Raw genomic sequence first — 19,108 nt, 5'->3', positions numbered from 1 at the left:
CTGATGAACCTGTGGCGCTCGAGCCTCCACCATCCCGGCTGGCCGATGGAGGTGGGCCCGTTGCGGGTTGCGGCGGGGGTGATCCGGCTGCGGCCGGTGCGGATGCGCGACGGGGCGCAGTGGAGCCGCATCCGGCTGGCCGACCGGGCCCGCCTGGAACCATGGGAGCCCGCCGGAGAAGTGAATTGGGTTGTCCGGCACGCGCTTTCGGCATGGCCGGCGGTGTGCTCCGGACTGCGATCGGAGGCCCGCAACGGTCGGATGCTGCCGTTCTCCATCGAGCTGGACGGTCAGTTCTGCGGCCAGCTGACCGTCGGCAACGTCACCCACGGCGCCCTGCGGTCGGCGTGGATCGGCTACTGGGTGTCGAGCAAGGCCACCGGCGGGGGAGTGGCCACCGGAGCCTTGGCGCTGGGGCTCGACCACTGTTTCGAGTCGGTGCGGCTGCATCGGGTGGAGGCCACCGTGCGCCCGGAGAATGCGGCGAGCCGGGCGGTGCTGGCCAAGGTGGGCTTCCGCGAAGAGGGCCGGTTGCAGCGATACCTGGAAGTCGACGGGGCCTGGCGCGACCATCTGTTGGTGGGCATGACGATCGAAGAGCTAGCGGGGTCGGTGACGGCCAAACTGGTGCGCGACGGACGGGCCAGCTGGGTCTGATCGGCGGCCGCCGGCAAATTTTCCCGTGTTACTGCTGTGGCAATTGTGGTTATAGGGGTCTATCGGGAGTAAATTACAGATGTGTAATTGTCCCCGGCGCGTCGGCGCCGGACGTGCCGGTCGCGCCCCTAGCCTTGGCTAGGAAAGGAGCAGGTCACCATGCCCAGCATCCCCCAATCGTTGCTCTGGATCTCACTCGTGGTGCTCTGGCTGTTCGTGCTGGTGCCCATGCTGATCAGCAAGCGCGATACGGTCCGGCGCACCAGCGACGTGGCATTGGCGACCCGGGTGCTCAACACCGGTGGTTCCGCGCGCCTGCTCAAACGCGGCGGCCCCGCGGCCGGTCACCGCAGCGATCCCGACTGGCAGCCCGAGGAAGACCTGGACGAGGGCTTTGACAGCGAGCATGACGTCGCGCCGTCGCGGTCGGTCGTGGTGCAGGCGGCCGTCGCCGAGGTCCGCGAGCCCGATTACCTGGACGTCGACGTCGTCGACGAGGATTCCGGGGCGTTGCCGGTCGGGGCCAGCGCGGCGATGGATGACGACCAGGAACAAGACCAGGACGAGACCGAAGGCGTCTACGAGACCGACGCAGAGGATCCCGACACCGAGATCTGGGACGCCACCGACGACGAATACGAGTACGTCGAGGACACCTCGGGGCTGGAAGCCGAGGAGGACCTGCCGACCACGATGGAACCGGCCGTTTCCTTCGGCGCATCCCGGCGTCGCCGCTACGACCAGAGCACGGCGCTGGTGGTCAGCGCCCGCAAGTACCGCTTCCGCACGCGGGTGCTGCTGGCCATGGCACTGGTGCTGGTCACCTCCGCGGCGGCGGCCTTTACGGTGGCGCCGGACGCATGGTGGATGTGCGGCACCGCTGCCGGCATGACCGTCTGCTACCTGGCCTACCTGCGCCGCCAGACCCGTATCGAAGCCCGGCTGCGGCAGCGCCGCATGCAGCGGATGGCACGTTCGCGGCTGGGGGTGGAGAACACCAGCGACCGCGACTACGACGTGGTTCCCTCGCGGTTGCGGCAGCCGGGGGCCGCGGTGCTGGAGATCGACGACGAGGATCCGGTCTTCGAGCATCTGGAGTACGCGTCGTATGCACGTGACCACGACTGGCGCCGTGACCTGCCGCGGGCGGTCGGCCAGTAGCGCTGGCGGTTTCAGCAGACGCGGCGGCGACTGGTAATCTGCTTAGCGTTCAGGGGCTATGGCGCAGTTGGTAGCGCGACTCGTTCGCATCGAGTAGGTCAGGGGTTCGATTCCCCTTAGCTCCACAGAGTTTGTGCAGGTTAGTGCGGTAGTCGACCGTCTGAGGCGGTCCGCAGAGCGTCCGTAGCAGCTTCAATGGCCGCGTCGCGGAGTGATGGTGTGCCCGCGAAGCACGTCGGGGCACGCGGTCAAGCAATCGGACGCCCGAAGGCGTTGGATGCCGCGAAATCCGCGTAGGCGAAGCGGATGCACGCAACCGAGGAGTCTGCCCCGACTATTGCCGCTGCGTCGCGAGTAAGTCGTGCAACGGTTTATCGGGTTCCAGCCCGAGGAAGCGTGCTGAATAACGGCCGCGCCCGAACCCGAGCGGCTTCACGGCGGATGCGCAGACCGTTTACAGCAAACGCAGCTACAGTGCGCGCATGAGGACCGCTACCAGGGCGATATTGCTCGCGACATCACTAGCTGGTGTGGCCGCACCGGTAGCACTTATCGGCGGTCCCGCGCTGCCGGGCCACCGCATAGAACCGTGGGTTGTAACGCAGCCACCGAACCTGGCTACTGGTGCCGGGCCCTCACACTGTCACAAGGCTGCACGGCATCACCGCGCCAACCCGGACTACGTGATTCCACCGGAATGTGTGAACTCGGCTTGGAATGCAATTGTGTCACCGCCACCCTTGGACGGCGCTCCGCCGTCCCCATAGCTCACACCGCCGCCTGGTGACACTCCGCCGTCCGGCCGATCTTCCATCACCAAATGATTCCTGAGCTGAGGGCTCTAGCAGAGAGATACAGGTAGACAAGATGACACTCAGACAACACAGTCTCGCCGTCGCCACGGCCGTGGTTGCAGCCGTCTCGATCGCTTTGGCCGCAAGCCCCGCTGCGGCCGCAGACCCCCCGGGTTGTTTGCCCCAGAACGGAACTCAACTCGACGCCCATGCCGGTTACACCAACTATCTCGGTATCTTCTACGACATCGACGTGACTTACTGGTATCAGGACGGTGCGGTCAACTGGCAAAAGGACGTTAACGGCGCATTTGGCAACCACTCCTCCGGAGCCGTGCCCGCCGCACCGGGAAACACCGCGACTATCCCCGGCGACTTCCAAGGGACGCCCCTCCTCGTGACCGTATGCAGCAAATGATCTGAGAACGCGCGACGAGTGCGTATTTCGCAACCAAAGACGAACACGTTCCCGCACCGATTGTCCTTATCGAGCAGGACGGGCACTGGAAGATCACCCACGACACCGCCGTGCCCGAATGGCACCATTTCTGGCTCAACGGCTACTGCCTCTTGGTCGTTGCCAGGTGCGGCGGTGAGCCCGGCCCCGTTTTTCTGCCCGTACTCCCACAGCTGCTGTGTGAAAGGCAGGTAGACCTCTGCGGAGTCGGGGGTGAGGTTACCGACCTCGCGTTCGCCGCCGTCGAGAGCGGCAGATGTTGCAGCGGTGGCTGCGGCCGATGGCTTTTGGTTGCGCCTGGGCGTGGCCGATCTTCAGAAACCGATTGAAGCGAGTATGTCGGTGAAGATGTTGGGATCGATCACCGAGCTCGTGTCTAGGCCGGCGGCGAGAGGGTCGACACCGGTGAGAAGGTGGGCGCCCACGTCGATGAGGCTGGAGTCAAGTTCAGGGCCCAGCGCCTGATACGTCGGGCCGATCAGGCCAAGCAGGGCGGTGCTGATGTCGGTGGCCGATCCGCCGGAGACCGCTGCTTCCAACGCTTGGTCGGCGGTGAATGCGGCTTCACTGGCCTGGTCCCACCCCTGGTTGACGCTGCTGAACACCGGGCTGAGCAAGTCTGCTAACACCCCGTTGTCGTAGGTCGATAGCGCGTCTTCCGACACTCCGAGGGAGGCGATGTCCTTACCGCGGAGACGGGTGACCCTCAGCATGATCACCAAGAGGCGGACACCGTGCGGACGCCGGGCGGGCCGGCGACCCCGAACATCGCAACCCCGGCCGCGCTCAGCACCGCCTCAGTGCTCTGCCACCGGATACGACTACAGCTCATGGAACCCCCCTGGTTGACGAATGCTCAAACCGCTCGCCAACACTCGCGGTACTGATCGTATCCACGCTGGGGCCTGAACCGGTACTGAGACGACGATCGTCCCAGCACACTCACAGGCCGGGCGTGGTCGCCCCGGTGGGCCCGGTCGACGCGCTGGGTAAACGGTCGGCACGCGGTGGCCCGCAAGCCGACGAGCCGCTGTGACGTCGTGAACTACGGCCCTTGGGGCCAATCGGACGGATGAATCACATGGCGCTGGCCGCGCTGAACAGCGCCGCCCACAGCTCGGCGGTGGTGAGCGTCGGAATGTCGTAGATGGTGGTCATTCCGTCGACGACCGATGTGGCCGAGTCGATTTCGGCCGGTGTCAGTCCGAGGTAGGCGTCATGGAGCTCCATCCCGAACAGAATGTCCTGCCACGATGTGCCCAACACGCCGGGTTCGGCGTAGAAGTCGCCGTGAATGTTGTACACCTCGGTCGGGTACAAGTCGTCGGGGACGCCGGCGGGGTTGGCGCCGAGCATCACGAAACGTAAAGCGTCGGTGGGGATTCCTTCCTCAGAGAGCTGCTGTTCGGCGAGGGAGGCGACGGCGCTGCTTTGCGAGTAGGTGAAAATCGTCAGCGGGTCGCTGCACGCGCCGGTGGCGTCGCAATCCATCATGCCGGCGTTGTAGTCGGCGACGATCGCGTTGATGAGGATGGTTTCGCCCTGCGCCACACTTGTTTCGAAGTCGTTGGTCTCCGGCGTGGTCAGCGGCAGCGTCGTCGCCGCGGTGCCGAGGTAGCCGTTCGGGTCGAGGTACAGGTTCGTCGCGGCGCTGATGTAGGCGGCGTCCGGCGTCGGTATGCCGGTCGGGCCCAGGATCAGTGCGTTGGTTGAGCCGGACAGGAAGTCGCTGTCACTCCCGTCGGCGTTGGCTGCACCGGCCATCGCCAGCGCGGCGCCGCACAGCGCGGTACCGAGAATCACTTTCTTCATGGCTACCCCTGTCCTTAAGGTGGCTCTCCAATATTTCCTCTGGTAGTGCCGCACGGCACCGGCTTACGAAGAGATGTTTCCCTGACCCGAGTTAACTCAAACAAAGAATTGGCAAAGTCGGGCCGAAATGCGCTGGGCGAAGTGGACCCCTGAACCGGGGAGTTGCTGAGCAACTCCCCGGTGCGACGAGGCCGTGACCTCGCGGCGGCGTGACCCATCATCACCGGGTCCGTCGATGTCCGCCGCTCCGGGCGTCGGTTTTGCTGCGGCACCAACGGATCACAAGCCGAGGGTGTGGAGCAGCACGTTGAAGAACGCCTCCCACATCTCGGTGCCGGTGAGTGTCGGAATTTCGTAGACCGTTGTCATTCCGTCGATTACCGGTGTGGCCGCGTCGATTTGGTCTGGTGTAAGCCCGAGGTAGGCGTTATGGAGCAACATCCCGAAGATGATCTCTTCGAATGTGTTGCCGACGGAGCGGGGGTCGGCAAACCAGTCGCCGACGATGTTGTACACCGTGGTCGGGTAAAGGTCGTCGGGGACGGCGAGCGGATTGGCCCCGAGCATCACGAAACGTAAAGCGTCACTGGGGATTCCTTCCTCGGCGAGTTGCGATTGCGCAAGGGAGGCGACCAGACTGCTCTGCGAGTAGGTGAAAATGGTCAGCGGGTCGCTGCAGACGCCGGAGGCTGTGCACTCCATGTCGCCGGCGTTGTAGGCGGCGACGACCGCGTTGACGAGATCCTCCTGGCCTTCCGGCACGCTCTGGAAGAAGTCCCATCCTCCGGGGGTGGTCAGCGGCAGCGTCGTCGCGGCCGTGCCCAGGTAGCCGTTCGGGTCGAGGTACAGGTCTGTCGCTGCGCTGATGTAGGCGGCATCCGGTGTCGGTACGCCGGTCGCGCCCAGGATCAGTGCCTGGCTTGACTCGGACAGGAAGCCGTTGTTGTTGTCGTCGGCGTGGGCCGTACCGGCGAACGCCGCCGCAGCGCTGCACAGCGCGGCGCAGATGAACACTTTCTTCATGGGACCTCCTTGTCCTCAAGGTCACAAATGCTGTCGCCGAGCGGGCCTGCATGGCAGGTGCCCGCCGATCGCGCTGTGGCACTGGCTTCCAACGGCAGAATTATTGCAGGCGGCGTCAATTAATTCCCCGGAAACGAAATAATCGCTGAGCAGGCCGTTGACGGGGTCGGACCCGATGTGCTAACCGGACTCGACGGGCACCGTCATCACGTTGATTCTGCGGACACCAGGCAAAAGTTCGAGAGGGGACCGCGTGCTCAGCGCATCAATGCGGTCCGCGGGCTCAGCTCAGCGCTTCACCGATTCCCGCGGGGTGAACCAGCGCAACTTGATGCGCCAGGAGTGCGCCGACACCAGGGCGAACCCGCCGCCGCAGCCACAGCACAGCGCCCACACCAGCAGGCTGCTGCCCGAGTTCTGGAAGGCGGGCACCAGTGAAATCACCACCCGCGCCACGCAGGCGAGGATGCCGCTGGCGGAAGCGATCAGATATAGGTCGGCGATCCTGCGGGACGCCGGATTGCGGCGCAGGATCAACAGCGCCCGCGACCCGTACACCAGCAGGTAGGCCAGCGTGCCGCAGAGCATCAGCCAGTACACGCTCAGCCAGACGTCGGTCGGCACGTTGAAGAAGTCCGCCCGGTAGATCGCCGAGCCGTTGCCCAACGTGAACGCTGCCAGCAGCAGCGGAATGCACAGCGTGGCAGGGTACTCGACGTCGCGCTTGAATTTGGCCTGCAAGGCGTCGTCGTCGTCGAGTCGGCCGACGGCGTTGTAGACGATGGCGCTGGCAGCCACGATGTAGCAGTCGTGACCGATCCAGTCCTCGATGTTCCATTCCCCGGTCAGGCTGTGCAGCCAGTGCCCTAGGGTCTCCGAGGCCCACGGCGACATCAGGGTCACCGCGCAACCCTGCAGGGCGATGTTCAGGGTGGCCGCGACCTCCCAGCGGCAGGTCCAGGTAACCCGGCGAATCCACAGGCTCCAGGCGATGCAGAGCAGGGTGATGGTGATGAGTGCTGTCAATGTCATCCCGACGTGCCTTCGGTCAAACGGTGGACTACAGCGAGGGGGCGTCCGGCCGCTGCTGCAGTTCAGCCAGCCTCCGCATCCGCCGCGCCGTACGTGTCGGTGCGATGGTGGCGACGGGTGACGGTCCCGACGTGAGGTAACGCTCGACGTCGTGGTGTCCGAGCAACCCGAACCGGATCTGCAGGTCCAAGTAGTTCAGCTTGAACCTGTCGGCGATCTTGCGCAGGTCCTCGGCGTCGGGGTAGTCGGCTTCTTTGACCCGGCGGTAGTACGTACTGCTGGAAATCCCAAGCGCTTCGAAGATCTCCTGCGCTTCGACGTCGCCGTCGAGCAGATACCCCAGGAGAGCCTTGAGCTGTCTGCCGTTCTCATCTGTACGTGGCACGTCGTATACCATAGCCAATTTTGGGCGATCTGTACCTACTGCGGTGGATTGACTTCCCCGACAATAATCGCCCGGTAGCTGGGTGTTCAGATCACGCCCTGCGCCAGCATGGCGTCGGCGACCTGGATGAACCCGGCGATGTTGGCCCCGCTGACGTAATTGCCGGGAGCGCCGTATTCCGCCGCGGTGGCCAGGCAGCGGTCGTGGATGCCCTGCATGATGGCGGCCAGACGCTGCTCGGTGTACTCGAACGTCCACGAGTCGCGCGAGGCGTTCTGCTGCATCTCCAGGGCGCTGGTCGCGACCCCGCCGGCATTCGCCGCCTTGCCCGGCGCGAACGTCACCCCCGCCTCGGCGAACGCCTTGACCGCGTCGGGAGTGCACGGCATGTTGGCGCCCTCGGCCACGATGCGGCACCCCGCGTTGATGAGCCGGACGGCGTCAGCGCCGTCGAGCTCGTTGTGGGTGGCGCTGGGCACCGCGATATCGCAGGGAACGTCCCAGGTGAGGCGGCCGCTGATGAACTGGGCCGACCCCTGACGCTCGGCGGCGTAGACCTCGAGGCGTTCCCGACGCTGCTCCTTGACGTCCTTGAGCAGCCCCAGGTCGATGCCTTGCTGGTCGACGACGTACCCGCCGGAGTCCGAGCAGGCGACCACGACGCCGCCGAGTTCGTGGATCTTTTCGATCGCATAGATCGCGACGTTGCCCGAGCCCGACACCACGACCCGCTTGCCGTCGAACGAGTCGCCGGCCGCCTTGAGGATCTCCTCGATGAAAAACACGGCGCCGTATCCGGTGGCCTCGGTGCGAACCTGCGATCCGCCCCAGGTCAGGCCCTTGCCGGTCAGCACGCCGGACTCGTAGCGGTTGGTGATCCGTTTGTATTGGCCGAACAGGTAGCCGATTTCCCGACTGCCCACGCCGATATCCCCGGCCGGGACGTCGGTGTGCTCGCCGATGTGGCGGTACAGCTCGGTCATGAACGACTGGCAGAACCGCATCACCTCCCCGTCGCTGCGGCCCTTGGGGTCGAAGTCCGACCCGCCCTTGCCGCCGCCGATAGGCAGGCCGGTCAGCGAGTTTTTGAAGATCTGTTCGAAGCCGAGGAACTTCACGATGCCGAGGTAGACCGACGGATGGAAACGCAGGCCGCCCTTGTAGGGGCCCAGCGCGGAATTGAACTCCACCCGGAAACCCCGGTTGAGCTGCACGGCGCCGCGGTCGTCCACCCACGGGACGCGGAAGATGATCTGGCGTTCGGGTTCACACATCCGCCGGATGACGGCGGTGTCGGCGTATTGGGGATGCTTGGCGACCACCGGGCCAAGGCTGGTGAGTACCTCGTAGACGGCTTGATGGAACTCGGTTTCGCCGGGGTTGCGGCGCAACACTTCGTCGTAGATGTGGCGCAGCTTGTCGTCGAGCCGGGTCATGCCTGGTCTTCCTCACACGGTGTCGGGTCAGCTTGTGAGGTTAACGACCGCTGGTCATGGGCTTCGACGCGGGGCGCAACAGTGATTGCCCACCACGCGGTGGAGCCATAACCTGACTCAGACGACCTCGACATGGGTGAGGACTACGGTGGCCGAACCGATCTTGCGCGCCGATGATCTCGCCGCCATGGACATCTTCCAGGGCTGCACGCCGCAGGAATTGGCGGCGTTGGCCACCAGCTTGCAGCCGCGGCGCGCCGCCGCCGGTCAGCTGCTCATGCAACAGGGGGAGCAGGCCGTCTCGTTCCTGCTCATCTCATCGGGGACCGCCGAGGTCAGCCACCGCGGCGACGACGGTGTGGTGAGTACCGACGAGGTGTCCGCCGGGATGATCGTCGGCGAGATCGCCCTGTTGCGCGACATTCCGCGCACCGCGACCGTGACCGCCGCCACGCCGCTGACCGGCTGGGCCGGTGACGCCGAGGCGTTCGCCCAGCTGGTGCACATTCCGCAGGTCATGGAGCGGTTGGTGCGCACCGTGCGGCAACGCCTCGCCGCGTTCATCACCCCCATCCCGGTCCCCGATCGCGACGGCGTCGTGCTGCTGTTGCGACCGGTGCTGCCCGGCGATCAGGAGCGCGCCCTGCACGGCCACGTGCTGTTCTCCCACGACACGCTCTATCGCCGGTTCATGTCGGCACGCATCCCGAGCGCACCGCTGATGCGCTACCTGGCCGAAGTCGACTACTTCGACCACTACGTCTGGGTGATGACCGAACTCGACGGGTCGCCGGTCGCCGACGCCCGATTCGTCCGTGACGAGCACGATCAGACCGTCGCAGAGATCGCCTTCACCGTCGGCGACGCCTACCAGGGCCGGGGGATCGGCACCTTCCTGATGGGTGCGCTGGCCGTCGCGGCCCGGGTCGGTGGCGTGGAAAAGTTCACCGCACGAGTGCTTTCCGACAACGTCCCGATGCGGGCCATCATGGACCACAACGGTGCGTTCTGGCAGCGCGACGACCCCGGCGTGGTGACCACGGTGATCGACGTGCCGGCAGTCGATCGGCTGCCGTTCGATCGTGCGACGGCAAGCAAGATCGAAAACGTTGCCCGCCAAGTGATTCAGATCTACGGATGACATCGCCGCCGTGGTGTTGGGCGGGTGTGGCGATGGTGTTGTTGGTGGCCGCGTGTGCTCGGCCATCGCAGGTCCCCGGGCCCGCCCACCCGCCGGGTGATCGCGGGACTGCGCACATCAACCCGGGCAACATCACCCACGTCGCGGCCGGCATGCCCGCCGGCCACGAGATCGCCGGGGTCTCCGGGGCATCGGCGCCTCCGGCGACATGGGGCCTGGTCGACGGATGGACCGCGAGCCCACCGGAATGCGCGGCGCTGGCCGACCCGTTCGCCGGCCACAGTGGATCCACCCGCGGGCTGTCCGCCTCGGGCCCGAGCGGCATCAGCTACGCGGTGGTGACCGCCTCGGCGGGTGGGCCGGTGGTGCTCGACGGCGCGCGGGTTGCCGGCTGTGGCCGCTGGACGATGACCCAGGGGCGGACCACCGCCCGCGTGCACCTGATCGACGCACCGCACATCGACGGTGCCGCGACGCTCGGAATGGTCAGCGAGATCAACACTGTGGTGGAGGGTGGCAGCGAGATCGTCTCGCACGCGGACACGTTCGCCGCCTACCTGGGCGGCTACTACGTGTTCACCGCGTTGGTCGCTGACCCCGGCGCGCAGCATCCCGCACTGGACTCTCACTTCGCCGCAGACCTGCTGATCAAAACCGTCGCTGCGTTGCGCAGCTGAACGAGTACATTGACCTCGATGCGAAATCCCAGAACGTTTGTTGTGATCGGATGCGCGGCCGTGCTGGCCGCATGCGGGTCCGGCAGCTCCGAGTCCAATGTCAACGCCGACATCACCAAGGTCTCCGAGATCAAGTCGAAATTCGGCTCGGACTTCAAGGTCAAGGACTACGGCAAAACGGGCATCGATCCGCAGATGTTCGCCAACCGCCAGCTGCCCGACGGGCTGAAGTTCGACCCCCCGGAATGCTCGAAATTCGTGATCAATCAGCAGATGCCGGACAATGTGCAGGGCAATATGGCCGCGGTTGCCGCCGAGGGCGACGCCGGGCGCTACATCACCATCGCGATGGAGACCTCCAAGCCGGTGCCGTTCAACGATCCGGGCCGCGGCTGTCAGCGGGTGGGTTTCGTCGGCGGCAAGGTGCAGGGCATGGTGGAGGTCGTCGAAGCCCCGCGCATCGAGGGGGTGCGCACGATCGGTGTCCGGCGCATCCGGCAGGTCGTGGTCGACGGCCAGCCCCGCGCGGGCGGTGAGCTGTACACCTACACTGCGCACTTCGGCAATTTCCAGGTGATCGTCACCGCCAACCAGGTGGTGAAGCGTGGTCAGCCATCCCCGCCGGTCGACACCGCCCGGGCCCGGGATCTGCTCACCGCTGCGGTGGCCGCGGTCCGCAGCTAGCGGGCGCCGACGCACTCAGCGGCGATCGCAAGCGCGGCGGAGCCGGGCGCAGTGGGTCGCCGCCGTCACACTCAGCGGCGATCGCAAGCGCGGCGGAGCCGGGCGCAGTGGGTCGCCGCCGTCACACTCAGCGGCGATCGCAAGCGCGGCGGAGCCGGGCGCAGCGGGTCGCCGCCGTCACACTCAGCGGACGCCGCGCGGGCGGAACTGCACGCTGATCCGCGGCCCGGCGGGCCTCGACGTCTTCGGGATCGCATGCTCCCAGGTGCGCTGACACGAGCCGCCCATCACCAACAGGTCGCCGTGCCGCTGCGGCAGCCGCAACGACGTCCCGCCGCCGCGCGGCCGCAACGCGAAGGTGCGGGTGGCGCCCAGGCTGACGATGGCGACCATGGTGTCCTGCGTGCTGCCGCGTCCGATGGTGTCGCCGTGCCAGGCGACGCTGTCCGAGCCGTCGCGGTACAGGCACAGTCCGGCAGTGGTGAAGGGCTCGCCGAGCTCGCCGGCGTAGCCGTCGTTGAGCCGGCGCCGCAACCGCAGCAGCAGCGGATGGGGAGGATCCTCGACGGTCAGGTCGTAAAAGCTCACCAGCCGCGGCACGTCGAGCAGTCGGTCGTACATCTGGCGGCGCTCTGCGCGCCACGGCACGCTGGACAACAGTGCGTCGAGCAACTCGTCGGCCTCGCCGGCCCAACCCGAGCGCACTTCCAACCACGCTCCGTCGCCAAGCGCCCGACGTGCCTCGCAGTCGAACAGCGACTCCTGAACCGGTATCGCCACGCCGGCCAGCCTATCGCACATCAGTTCGATTGCGGTGTTGAGATCGCGGCGAGGGTTGCCGCTGGCCCGACGTCACGACCCTAGGCGCGATCTCGGCGGATAACCGCGGCGGGTAAAGGCCTCCGACACCCGGTGCAAGATGAACTGGCGACTGTGTTCGGCCACAACGTGGATGTCCAGCCAGCCTTGTTGTTCGATCAGCTCGGCGCGCCCGATGCCGTGCACGTATCGGGCGCGATCGGTGCTGTGGTGACGGCCGTCGTAGTCGAGGCCGACCATCGCGTCGTCGTAGCCCATGTCGATGAACGCCTCGTTGAAGCCGTCGGTCACCCGTATCTGTGTTCTGGGCCGTGGCAGTCCGGCGTCGGTGAGGACCAACCGCAACCAGGTCTCCTTCGGCGATTCGGCGCCGGGATCCATCAGCGCGAGGGCGACCTCCGATCGGGGTAGGCCGCGTGCTTTGCGATGACGTTGTGCCAACGTCATGGCGTCGCGGGCCGTCACACCCGTCGCGCGAGCCAGCGCGTCGAGGTGGCGCACCGCGACGTCAAGCGGCAGATGGCGGGCGAGGTCGAGCGCGGTCCGGGCCGGGCTGGTCACCGGCATGCCGTCGACTTCGACGATCTCGTCAGCGTCGATGCGTTCATTGCGCACAACGATGCCGCCCGGCGGACGGCCACTGCGCCAGATCATCTCGATTGGCGTCGTTGCGTCTACCCACTGCGCGCCGTGCAGTGCTGCCGCCGCGCGTCCGGCGATCACGCCGGTGCGGTTCGACCACATCCATGCGCCCACGGTCTTACATCGCAGTGTCGGTGTCACCGCCCGCGGTAGGTAGATACCGGGAAATATCGCCTGGTAGTTCCACCGCAACTGGCCGCGGCTCAGCCGCCCCGCCGATATCGCCTCGGGTCCACGGAGCACCCCCATGACCCGATGGTCCTCGACGTGTAGGGCTGTGGATAACGCGAATCAACAGCCCTACACGCAAAAGCAGCGCCCAGAGTCAGCGCAGCGGCGGCGGCCAGATGAGCTATCGCCAGCTGGGCAGCCAGATCTCCATATTCCAGGTGGTCTGCGAGATCGGCTGACCGGTCAACACCGGGTAGAGCCAGACGAAGTTCGTCAACACCATCGCCACATAACAGGACACCACGATCAAACCCAGCGTGCGCCGTTCGGTGGTCTGGCCGGGTCGATACAGCAGATCCCCGAGAATCAGCGCGATCGCCATCACCAGGAACGGGGCCATCGGCACCGCGTAGAAGAAGTACATCTGCCGGTCGATGTCGGCGAACCAGGGCAGCCAGCCGGCGCAATAACCGACCAGCACCACGGCGTAGCGCCAGTCCCGCCGCACCAGCATCCGCCACAGCGCATAGCCCAGCACCGGCACCGCCACCCACCACATCGCGGGGGTGCCGACCAGCATCACGGCTTTGACGCACGACTGCGCCCCGCAGCCGGGAACGTTCTGCTGGTCGATGGCGTAGAGCACCGGCCGCAATGACATCGGCCACGCCCACGGCTTGGACTCCCACGGGTGGTGGTTGCCGGCCGCATTGGTCAGGCCGGCATGGAAGTGATACGCCTGGTAGGTGTAGTGCCACAGCGACCGGATCGCGTCGGGCAGGGGAACGACGGAGTCGGGACCGATCGTGTTTCCGACCTCGTGGCGGTCGATACCGGTCTCGGAGGCGAACCACGGCGCATAGGACGCCAGATAAACGCCGAACGGAATGATCAGCAGCGCATACAGGCTCGGCGCCAAATCCCGGCGCAACGCTCCCAGCCAGGGCCGCAGCACCCGGTACTGGCGTCGCGCCGCGACATCGAAGGCCAGCGACATCAGCCCGAAACACGCCACGTAGTACAGTCCGGACCATTTTGTGGCACAAGCCAATCCGAGCAGGACGCCGGCGCCGAAGCGCCACCAGCGCACACCCAGCCGCGGCCCCCATGGGGTGCCGAACCCCGCGCCGTCGCGCGTCAATGCCGCCGCCATTCGTTCCCGGACCTGATCGCGGTCAACGATCAGCGCCCCGAACGCTGCGACCACGAAGAACGCCTGCAACCCGTCCAGCAGGGCGGTGCGTGCGGCCAGGAAACTGACACTGTCGCCGATCAGCAGCAGCCCGGCGACCCCGCCGATCAGCGTCGAGCGGCTGATCCGGCGCACGATGCGGATGACCAACGCCACCATCGCCACCCCGAGCACTGCCCCGGTGAACCGCCAGCCCAGCCCGGTGTAGCCGAAGATCGCCTCGCCGATCGCGATCAGCTGCTTGCCGACCGGGGGATGAACCACCAGGCCGTACCCGGGGTTGTCCTCCACGCCGTGATTGCCCAGCATCTGCCAGGCCTGTGGCGCGTAATGCTTCTCGTCGAAGATCGGGGTGCCGGCATCGGTCGGGGATCCCAGGTTCATCAGCCGGGTTACCGCCGCCAGCGCGGTCACCGCCAGGGTCACCGCCCAGCCGTTCAATCGGTCGACTGGGCCGAAATCGGCGACCGGCGCCAACGGGCCGGGGCTGATCATCGGTGCCGCGCGCGGCGGGGCCTCGGTGTCGAGCGGCGCAGCTGTTACCACCGGCACCGCTCCTTCCCCGTTCCGCTCTACGGCGTCGACGGCCACCTGTTGCCGCGTCTGCGCATCGCCACGATCGTAGGCTGTCCGTCATGGGTGCCGGTGGACTGTTGCTGGCTGCGACTCCGCTGGGCCAGCCCGCAGATGCCTCGCCGCGGTTGATGGCCGCGCTGGGCAGCGCGGATGTCGTTGCCGCCGAGGACACCCGGCGGCTGCGCACGTTGGCGCACGCGCTGGATGTGCGCATCGGCGGCCGGGTGATCAGTCTGTTCGACGGCAACGAGGCCTCCCGGGTGCCCTCGCTGATCGCCGAGCTCACCGACGGGGCGACGGTGTTGCTGGTCAGCGACGCCGGGATGCCGCTGGTCAGCGACCCCGGCTACCGACTGGTGGCGGCGTGTGTGGCCGCCGGAGTACCGGTGAGTTGCCTGCCCGGTCCGTCCGCGGTGACCACCGCGTTGGCGGTGTCCGGGCTGCCCGCCGACAAGTTCTGTTTCGAGGGTTTCGCCCCCCGCAAACCGTCCGCGCGCCGCAGCTGGTTGGCGACGCTGGCGGGGGAGCGGCGCACCACGGTGTTCTTCGAGTCGCCGCGCCGGCTGCCGGCCTGCCTGCACGACGCGGTCGACCAACTCGGCGGCGAGCGCACCGCGGTGGTGTGCCGCGAACTGACCAAGGTCCACGAGGAAGTGGTCCGCGGAACGCTGGCGGAGCTGGCGGCGTGGGCCGGCGACGGCGTGCTGGGCGAGATCACCGTGGTGCTGGCCGGGGCGGCGCCACGCGCCGACACGGCGGCGTTGGTGGCCGAGGTGGAGGCGTTGGCCCGCGACGGGATGCGCGTCAAAGAGGCGTGCGGGCTGGTGGTCGCCGCGCATCCGGGGGCGCCGTCGCGCCGTGAGCTCTACGACGCGGTGCTGCGTTCGCGAGGCTGAGCAGATCAGCGCCGCGTCAACACCGACGACGCGGCGAGCCCCACGATGGGGGCCGCTTTGTGTAGGCATTCCTGCCACTCGGCGTCGACGTCGGAGTCCGCCGTGATGCCGCCGCCCACCCCGAGCACGGCGCTACCGCGACCGTCGAACTCCACCGTGCGGATCGCCACGTTCAGCTCGCAGCCGGCGACCGGAGACGCCATTCCGACCGTGCCGCAATACACCCCGCGCCGATGCGGCTCCCATGCGGAGAGTAGTTGGCGGGCACGCAATTTCGGAGTCCCGGTGACCGACGCCGGGGGGAAGGCGGCATCCAGCAGTGCGGACATCGGCACCTCGACGGGTACCTGCGCCGAGACCGTCGACACCAAATGCCACACGCCGGGAGCGGGGCGAACCTCCAGCAATTCGGGCACCGTGACCGACCCGGTCACCGCCACCCTTCCCAGGTCGTTTCGGACCAGGTCGACGATCATGACGTTCTCGGCGACGTCTTTTGCCGAGTTGCGCAACGCGGCGGGTGGGGCCGCCCGGGGCAGGGTGCCCTTGATCGGGCTGGACACCACGACGTCGCCGCGGCGGCGCAGGAACAGTTCCGGCGAGAGCGACGCCACCGCGCCCCACGCGCCGGCGACATACGCCGCGCGTGCCGGCGCGGTGCGGGCTACCCCGTCAGCGAAGAAATCCAGTGGTGCGCCGGCCACCGTCCCGGTCAGGCGGGTGCAGACACACGCTTGATAGACCTCCCCGGCCGCGATCGCTTCCAGGCAGGCCAACACCCCGGCGCGGTGCGCCTCGCGGTCGGCCTGCTCCCAGTCGATGTGACACACCCGCAGCGGTGCCGGGGTGGTCAACGCCTCCGACAGCCAGCCCGGCATGGCGGCACCGGACAGGCTTTCAAACCACCATTGCCCGTCGTGATCGAGGCGCAGGACGCAATCGGTCCAGCCGCCGGCGGCTTCGGGGATGCGGGCGGGCCGGCCATCGGCCGCGCCGTCGGGGTAGGACAGATAGCCGATCCAGCCGCCACCGATGGCGGGTGCATCAGCGCCGGGTCGTACCGCGAACGCAGCGGCGGGGTCGACGGGCTGCGCGGCCAGACTGGGGGCGATGACCGCCCGCGCCCCGAACCACTCCCCGGTCAGCGCCGCCGGCGGGGGCAGGCCCCGTTGCGCGGTGGCCTCGCCGACTGCGCGCAGCACCTCGGGTGCTTCGCCGAGGGCGCCGAGCCGGTCGATTCGCACGGTTCCAGCTTGACAGACCGGCCGGCTTCCGCCGGTATGTGCCTGTTCAGGCCCAACCCGGCCGGCCGCTGTGGGGCTCGAGGCGACCTTCACAGTGCTCCGGGACCTGCTGTGAAGTCTTTTTTACAAGACCGACTCGGATATTAAGCAGGCGTTAACGGCTGTCTCATGCCCACTGCGCGACGGCGGGTCGGCAAAGGGCAAATCTGCAGGCCGCATGCTCTCGGCTCGTCGCTGACACGGGCCTCGACGGGTCTGAAAAAGGCCGTTTGAACTGGCATTTATCGGATCTGTCCGGTTTCGACGGGCGGTCGGAGGCAGCCGTGTAACCCAAGCATTAACAAATGTAAAGAGATCGTTAACACACTTTAACAACTTCTCTCCGGTGGACCAAGGTGGTCATTTGTTGACCGTGGGTTGACCTGAGTTACGGGTCGGCTTGCTTTCGTAAAGGAGAAGTCATTGTCTTTCGTAACCGCACAGCCCGAGGCGCTGGAAGCGGCGGCCGGCAGCTTAGCCTCGATAGGCGCGACCTTGAGTGCTCGCAACGCGGCGGCCGCGGCCCCGACCACCGGTGTCGTTCCGGCGGCGGCCGATGAGGTGTCGGTGCTGACGGCGTCGCAGTTCGTCACGCACGCCCAGATGTACCAACAGGTCAGCGCCCAGGCCACGGCGGTGCACGAGATGTTCGTGGCCACCCTCAACGGCAGCGCGGGCACCTACGCAGCGACCGAGGCCGCCAACGCGGTCGCGGCCGGCTGAGGCGGTTGGCAATGGATTTCGCTGCATTACCGCCGGAGATCAACTCCGGGCGCATGTACGCCGGCCCCGGGTCGGGATCGATGTTGGCCGCGGCCACGGCCTGGGACGAGCTGGCAGCCGATCTGTACAGCGCGGCGGCCAACTATTCGTCGGTGGTCTCGGGCCTGACCAGCAGCGCGTGGCGGGGTGTGTCGTCGTCGTCGATGGCGACCGCGGCCGCGCCGTACGTGGCGTGGATGAACACCACGGCCGCGCAGGCGGAGCAGACCGGCGCCCAGGCCAAGGCGGCCGCGGCCGCCCATGCCGCCGCGTTTGCGATGACGGTTCCGCCGCCGGCGATCGCCGGTAACCGCGCACAATTGGCGACCCTGGTCGCGACGAATGTGTTCGGCCAGAACAGTCCGGCGATCGCGGCCAACGAGGCCCTCTACGGCGAGATGTGGGCCCAGGACGCGACCGCGATGTTGGGCTACGCGACGTCTTCGCAGATGGCCTCGCAGGTGACGGCCTTCCTTCCGCCCCAACAGAACTCCAACCCGAATGGGCTGGCAGCGCAGAGCGCCGCGGTTGCCCAGGCGTCCGGGACCTCGGCCGGGAACGCGGCTGTCTCGCAGACGATGTCGGCTGTGCCGAACGCGTTGCAGGCGCTCGGCACGGTGCCGACAGCGGCGGGCGACTTTCCCGGCCTTGACGCGCTGGGGATGCTTTCCGACATTTGGGCCATCCCGCAGGACGCCCTGTTCGACACCGCCATCATCGCGGCATTCTTTCCCGAATATGCGATTGCCGGCGCCGCGCTTCCGTCTCCCTTCGGGCTGGGGGCGGCGGCACCCGGTGCCATCGCGGCGGCCACGCCATTGGGTCTGACACCGGTGCTGGAATCCGCCGGTGCCGCGGGGGCATCGGCCAGCCTCGCGTCGGCGACGTCGGCCGGTGTCGGTCAGGCGGCCTCGATGAGCGGATTGTCGGTGCCGCAGGCCTGGGCCACCGCGGCGCCGGAGATGCGGCTGGCCGCCGCGGAGTTCCCGATGGCCAGCGTCGCGGCGGGCGGTTCGACCGGAATGTTCAGCGGCATGCCGCTGTTCGGCGGGGCGCCGCTGATGGCGCTGAACGGCGGGCGCACCGACCCCAAGGACGACAAGTCCAAGGACGACGAGGCCAAACGCAAGGCCAAGGGGGGCCGATCGAGCATGCGCTAAGTCGTTCCCGCCGCAATCACTCGATGCTTACAAACTAAGGAGACATGATGACTACGCGTTTTATGACCGATCCGCATGCGATGCGGGCGATGGCGGGGCGTTTCGACACCCACGCGCAGACGGTGGAGGATGAGGCCCGGCGGATGTGGGCGTCCTCGACCAACATTTCCGGTGCCGGTTGGGGTGGGCTTGCCGAGCGGACCTCTTACGACACCATGGGTCAGATGCAGACCGCGTTTCGCAACATCGTGACGATGTTGCACGGGGTGCGCGATGGCCTGGTGCGCGACGCCAACAACTACGAGCAGCAAGAAGCTGCCTCACAAACCATCCTGTCCAGCTAAGGGG

At 67.1% G+C, this 19,108-nt stretch carries 20 protein-coding genes, 1 tRNA gene and 1 pseudogene; 12 read left to right on the top strand and 10 right to left on the bottom strand.

Translation table 11 applies throughout. From position 1 onward, the window contains the following. Positions 1-3 precede the first annotated feature (3 nt). The 5 genes and pseudogenes from AC5Y36_RS13270 (at position 4) to AC5Y36_RS13250 (ending at position 3,030) form a co-directional block, all read left to right on the top strand. A complete protein-coding gene (locus tag AC5Y36_RS13270) occupies positions 4-657 on the top strand; it encodes a GNAT family N-acetyltransferase (protein ID WP_500041376.1) in 654 nt (217 codons plus the stop codon). Positions 658-816: 159 nt separating this feature from the next. Then, complete coding sequence (sepX, locus tag AC5Y36_RS13265; protein WP_500041375.1) at positions 817-1,818, top strand: divisome protein SepX/GlpR; 1,002 nt, start codon at positions 817-819, stop codon at positions 1,816-1,818. A 52-nt stretch (positions 1,819-1,870) separates the two neighbouring features. Further along, positions 1,871-1,943, top strand: a tRNA-Ala gene (locus AC5Y36_RS13260). Between the two features lie 96 nt (positions 1,944-2,039). Next, a pseudogene (locus tag AC5Y36_RS13255) lies at positions 2,040-2,205 on the top strand (helix-turn-helix domain-containing protein); the annotation flags it as partial. 480 nt (positions 2,206-2,685) lie between these two features. Further along, positions 2,686-3,030: a hypothetical protein gene (locus AC5Y36_RS13250; protein ID WP_500041374.1), complete on the top strand. Its 345-nt coding sequence runs from the start codon at positions 2,686-2,688 to the stop codon at positions 3,028-3,030. 353 nt (positions 3,031-3,383) lie between these two features. On the opposite strand, the gene AC5Y36_RS13245 is transcribed toward AC5Y36_RS13250, so the two are convergent. The 6 genes from AC5Y36_RS13245 to gdhA all read right to left on the bottom strand — a co-directional run bounded on the left by AC5Y36_RS13245 (position 3,384) and on the right by gdhA (position 8,757). Further along, positions 3,384-3,788 (bottom strand): hypothetical protein, encoded by a 405-nt coding sequence (locus tag AC5Y36_RS13245; protein WP_500041373.1) that lies wholly within the window; start codon positions 3,786-3,788, stop codon positions 3,384-3,386. Positions 3,789-4,146: 358 nt separating this feature from the next. Next, positions 4,147-4,881, bottom strand: coding sequence for a PE-PPE domain-containing protein (locus tag AC5Y36_RS13240; protein WP_500041372.1), 735 nt, complete (start codon positions 4,879-4,881; stop codon positions 4,147-4,149). Positions 4,882-5,160: 279 nt separating this feature from the next. After that, positions 5,161-5,904 (bottom strand): PE-PPE domain-containing protein, encoded by a 744-nt coding sequence (locus AC5Y36_RS13235; protein WP_500041371.1) that lies wholly within the window; start codon positions 5,902-5,904, stop codon positions 5,161-5,163. A 288-nt stretch (positions 5,905-6,192) separates the two neighbouring features. Next, complete coding sequence (locus AC5Y36_RS13230) at positions 6,193-6,936, bottom strand: hypothetical protein (protein ID WP_500041370.1); 744 nt, start codon at positions 6,934-6,936, stop codon at positions 6,193-6,195. Between the two features lie 28 nt (positions 6,937-6,964). Further along, positions 6,965-7,321 (bottom strand): XRE family transcriptional regulator, encoded by a 357-nt coding sequence (locus AC5Y36_RS13225; RefSeq protein ID WP_500041369.1) that lies wholly within the window; start codon positions 7,319-7,321, stop codon positions 6,965-6,967. Between the two features lie 86 nt (positions 7,322-7,407). Next, positions 7,408-8,757, bottom strand: coding sequence for an NADP-specific glutamate dehydrogenase (gene gdhA / locus AC5Y36_RS13220; protein ID WP_500041368.1), 1,350 nt, complete (start codon positions 8,755-8,757; stop codon positions 7,408-7,410). A 187-nt stretch (positions 8,758-8,944) separates the two neighbouring features. Between gdhA and pat the strand changes: the two genes are divergently transcribed. Genes pat through AC5Y36_RS13205 form a run of 3 tightly spaced genes read left to right on the top strand, consistent with a single transcriptional unit; the run spans position 8,945 to position 11,259 of the window. Continuing rightward, positions 8,945-9,898, top strand: coding sequence for an acetyltransferase Pat (pat, locus tag AC5Y36_RS13215; RefSeq protein WP_500041435.1), 954 nt, complete (start codon positions 8,945-8,947; stop codon positions 9,896-9,898). After that, positions 9,895-10,575: a DUF5642 family protein gene (locus AC5Y36_RS13210; protein WP_500041367.1), complete on the top strand. Its 681-nt coding sequence runs from the start codon at positions 9,895-9,897 to the stop codon at positions 10,573-10,575. Before pat ends, AC5Y36_RS13210 begins: the two co-directional genes overlap by 4 nt. Positions 10,576-10,593: 18 nt before the next feature. Beyond that, a complete protein-coding gene (locus AC5Y36_RS13205; protein WP_500041366.1) occupies positions 10,594-11,259 on the top strand; it encodes a DUF5642 family protein in 666 nt (221 codons plus the stop codon). A 183-nt stretch (positions 11,260-11,442) separates the two neighbouring features. On the opposite strand, the gene AC5Y36_RS13200 is transcribed toward AC5Y36_RS13205, so the two are convergent. The 3 genes from AC5Y36_RS13200 to AC5Y36_RS13190 all read right to left on the bottom strand — a co-directional run bounded on the left by AC5Y36_RS13200 (position 11,443) and on the right by AC5Y36_RS13190 (position 14,578). Continuing rightward, positions 11,443-12,039, bottom strand: a complete 597-nt coding sequence (locus tag AC5Y36_RS13200) for an alpha-ketoglutarate-dependent dioxygenase AlkB (RefSeq protein ID WP_500041365.1) — start codon at positions 12,037-12,039, stop codon at positions 11,443-11,445. Between the two features lie 72 nt (positions 12,040-12,111). Next, complete coding sequence (locus AC5Y36_RS13195) at positions 12,112-12,969, bottom strand: type IV toxin-antitoxin system AbiEi family antitoxin (protein ID WP_500041364.1); 858 nt, start codon at positions 12,967-12,969, stop codon at positions 12,112-12,114. A gap of 103 nt (positions 12,970-13,072) precedes the next feature. Further along, positions 13,073-14,578 carry a dolichyl-phosphate-mannose--protein mannosyltransferase gene (locus AC5Y36_RS13190; RefSeq protein ID WP_500041434.1) on the bottom strand — a complete coding sequence of 502 codons (1,506 nt, stop codon included), beginning with the start codon at positions 14,576-14,578 and terminating at the stop codon, positions 13,073-13,075. 140 nt (positions 14,579-14,718) lie between these two features. On the opposite strand from AC5Y36_RS13190, the gene rsmI reads away from it, so the two are divergent. Next, complete coding sequence (gene rsmI / locus AC5Y36_RS13185) at positions 14,719-15,555, top strand: 16S rRNA (cytidine(1402)-2'-O)-methyltransferase (protein WP_500041363.1); 837 nt, start codon at positions 14,719-14,721, stop codon at positions 15,553-15,555. Between the two features lie 5 nt (positions 15,556-15,560). Here rsmI and AC5Y36_RS13180 read toward each other — a convergent pair whose 3' ends face one another. Continuing rightward, positions 15,561-16,799 (bottom strand): aminodeoxychorismate synthase component I, encoded by a 1,239-nt coding sequence (locus AC5Y36_RS13180; RefSeq protein WP_500041362.1) that lies wholly within the window; start codon positions 16,797-16,799, stop codon positions 15,561-15,563. Positions 16,800-17,261: 462 nt separating this feature from the next. On the opposite strand from AC5Y36_RS13180, the gene AC5Y36_RS13175 reads away from it, so the two are divergent. Genes AC5Y36_RS13175 through AC5Y36_RS13165 form a run of 3 tightly spaced genes read left to right on the top strand, consistent with a single transcriptional unit; the run spans position 17,262 to position 19,104 of the window. Then, entirely contained in the window at positions 17,262-17,561 is a 300-nt protein-coding gene (locus tag AC5Y36_RS13175; protein ID WP_500041361.1) for a PE family protein, read from the top strand. A gap of 11 nt (positions 17,562-17,572) precedes the next feature. Then, positions 17,573-18,760, top strand: a complete 1,188-nt coding sequence (locus AC5Y36_RS13170) for a PPE family protein (protein WP_500041360.1) — start codon at positions 17,573-17,575, stop codon at positions 18,758-18,760. Positions 18,761-18,807: 47 nt separating this feature from the next. After that, complete coding sequence (locus AC5Y36_RS13165) at positions 18,808-19,104, top strand: WXG100 family type VII secretion target (protein WP_500041359.1); 297 nt, start codon at positions 18,808-18,810, stop codon at positions 19,102-19,104. Positions 19,105-19,108 lie beyond the last annotated feature (4 nt).

This window comes from Mycobacterium sp. NGS50, from assembly GCF_059812545.1.
The sequence above is the reverse complement of the archived record's forward strand: the minus strand, read 5'-3'. Positions and strand labels throughout refer to the sequence as shown.

Bases quoted from the DNA above. Each gene is read 5' to 3' on its own strand.
- AC5Y36_RS13270 (WP_500041376.1), top strand. From the start codon at position 4: ATGAACCTGTGGCGCTCGAGCCTCCACCATCCCGGCTGGCCGATGGAG.
- AC5Y36_RS13195 (WP_500041364.1), bottom strand. From the start codon at position 12,969: ATGGGGGTGCTCCGTGGACCCGAGGCGATATCGGCGGGGCGGCTGAGC.
- AC5Y36_RS13250 (WP_500041374.1), top strand. From the start codon at position 2,686: ATGACACTCAGACAACACAGTCTCGCCGTCGCCACGGCCGTGGTTGCA.
- sepX (WP_500041375.1), top strand. From the start codon at position 817: ATGCCCAGCATCCCCCAATCGTTGCTCTGGATCTCACTCGTGGTGCTC.
- pat (WP_500041435.1), top strand. From the start codon at position 8,945: ATGGACATCTTCCAGGGCTGCACGCCGCAGGAATTGGCGGCGTTGGCC.
- AC5Y36_RS13190 (WP_500041434.1), bottom strand. From the start codon at position 14,578: ATGATCAGCCCCGGCCCGTTGGCGCCGGTCGCCGATTTCGGCCCAGTC.
- AC5Y36_RS13170 (WP_500041360.1), top strand. From the start codon at position 17,573: ATGGATTTCGCTGCATTACCGCCGGAGATCAACTCCGGGCGCATGTAC.
- AC5Y36_RS13210 (WP_500041367.1), top strand. From the start codon at position 9,895: ATGACATCGCCGCCGTGGTGTTGGGCGGGTGTGGCGATGGTGTTGTTG.
- AC5Y36_RS13240 (WP_500041372.1), bottom strand. From the start codon at position 4,881: ATGAAGAAAGTGATTCTCGGTACCGCGCTGTGCGGCGCCGCGCTGGCG.
- AC5Y36_RS13205 (WP_500041366.1), top strand. From the start codon at position 10,594: ATGCGAAATCCCAGAACGTTTGTTGTGATCGGATGCGCGGCCGTGCTG.
- AC5Y36_RS13230 (WP_500041370.1), bottom strand. From the start codon at position 6,936: ATGACATTGACAGCACTCATCACCATCACCCTGCTCTGCATCGCCTGG.
- AC5Y36_RS13165 (WP_500041359.1), top strand. From the start codon at position 18,808: ATGACTACGCGTTTTATGACCGATCCGCATGCGATGCGGGCGATGGCG.
- AC5Y36_RS13235 (WP_500041371.1), bottom strand. From the start codon at position 5,904: ATGAAGAAAGTGTTCATCTGCGCCGCGCTGTGCAGCGCTGCGGCGGCG.
- rsmI (WP_500041363.1), top strand. From the start codon at position 14,719: ATGGGTGCCGGTGGACTGTTGCTGGCTGCGACTCCGCTGGGCCAGCCC.
- gdhA (WP_500041368.1), bottom strand. From the start codon at position 8,757: ATGACCCGGCTCGACGACAAGCTGCGCCACATCTACGACGAAGTGTTG.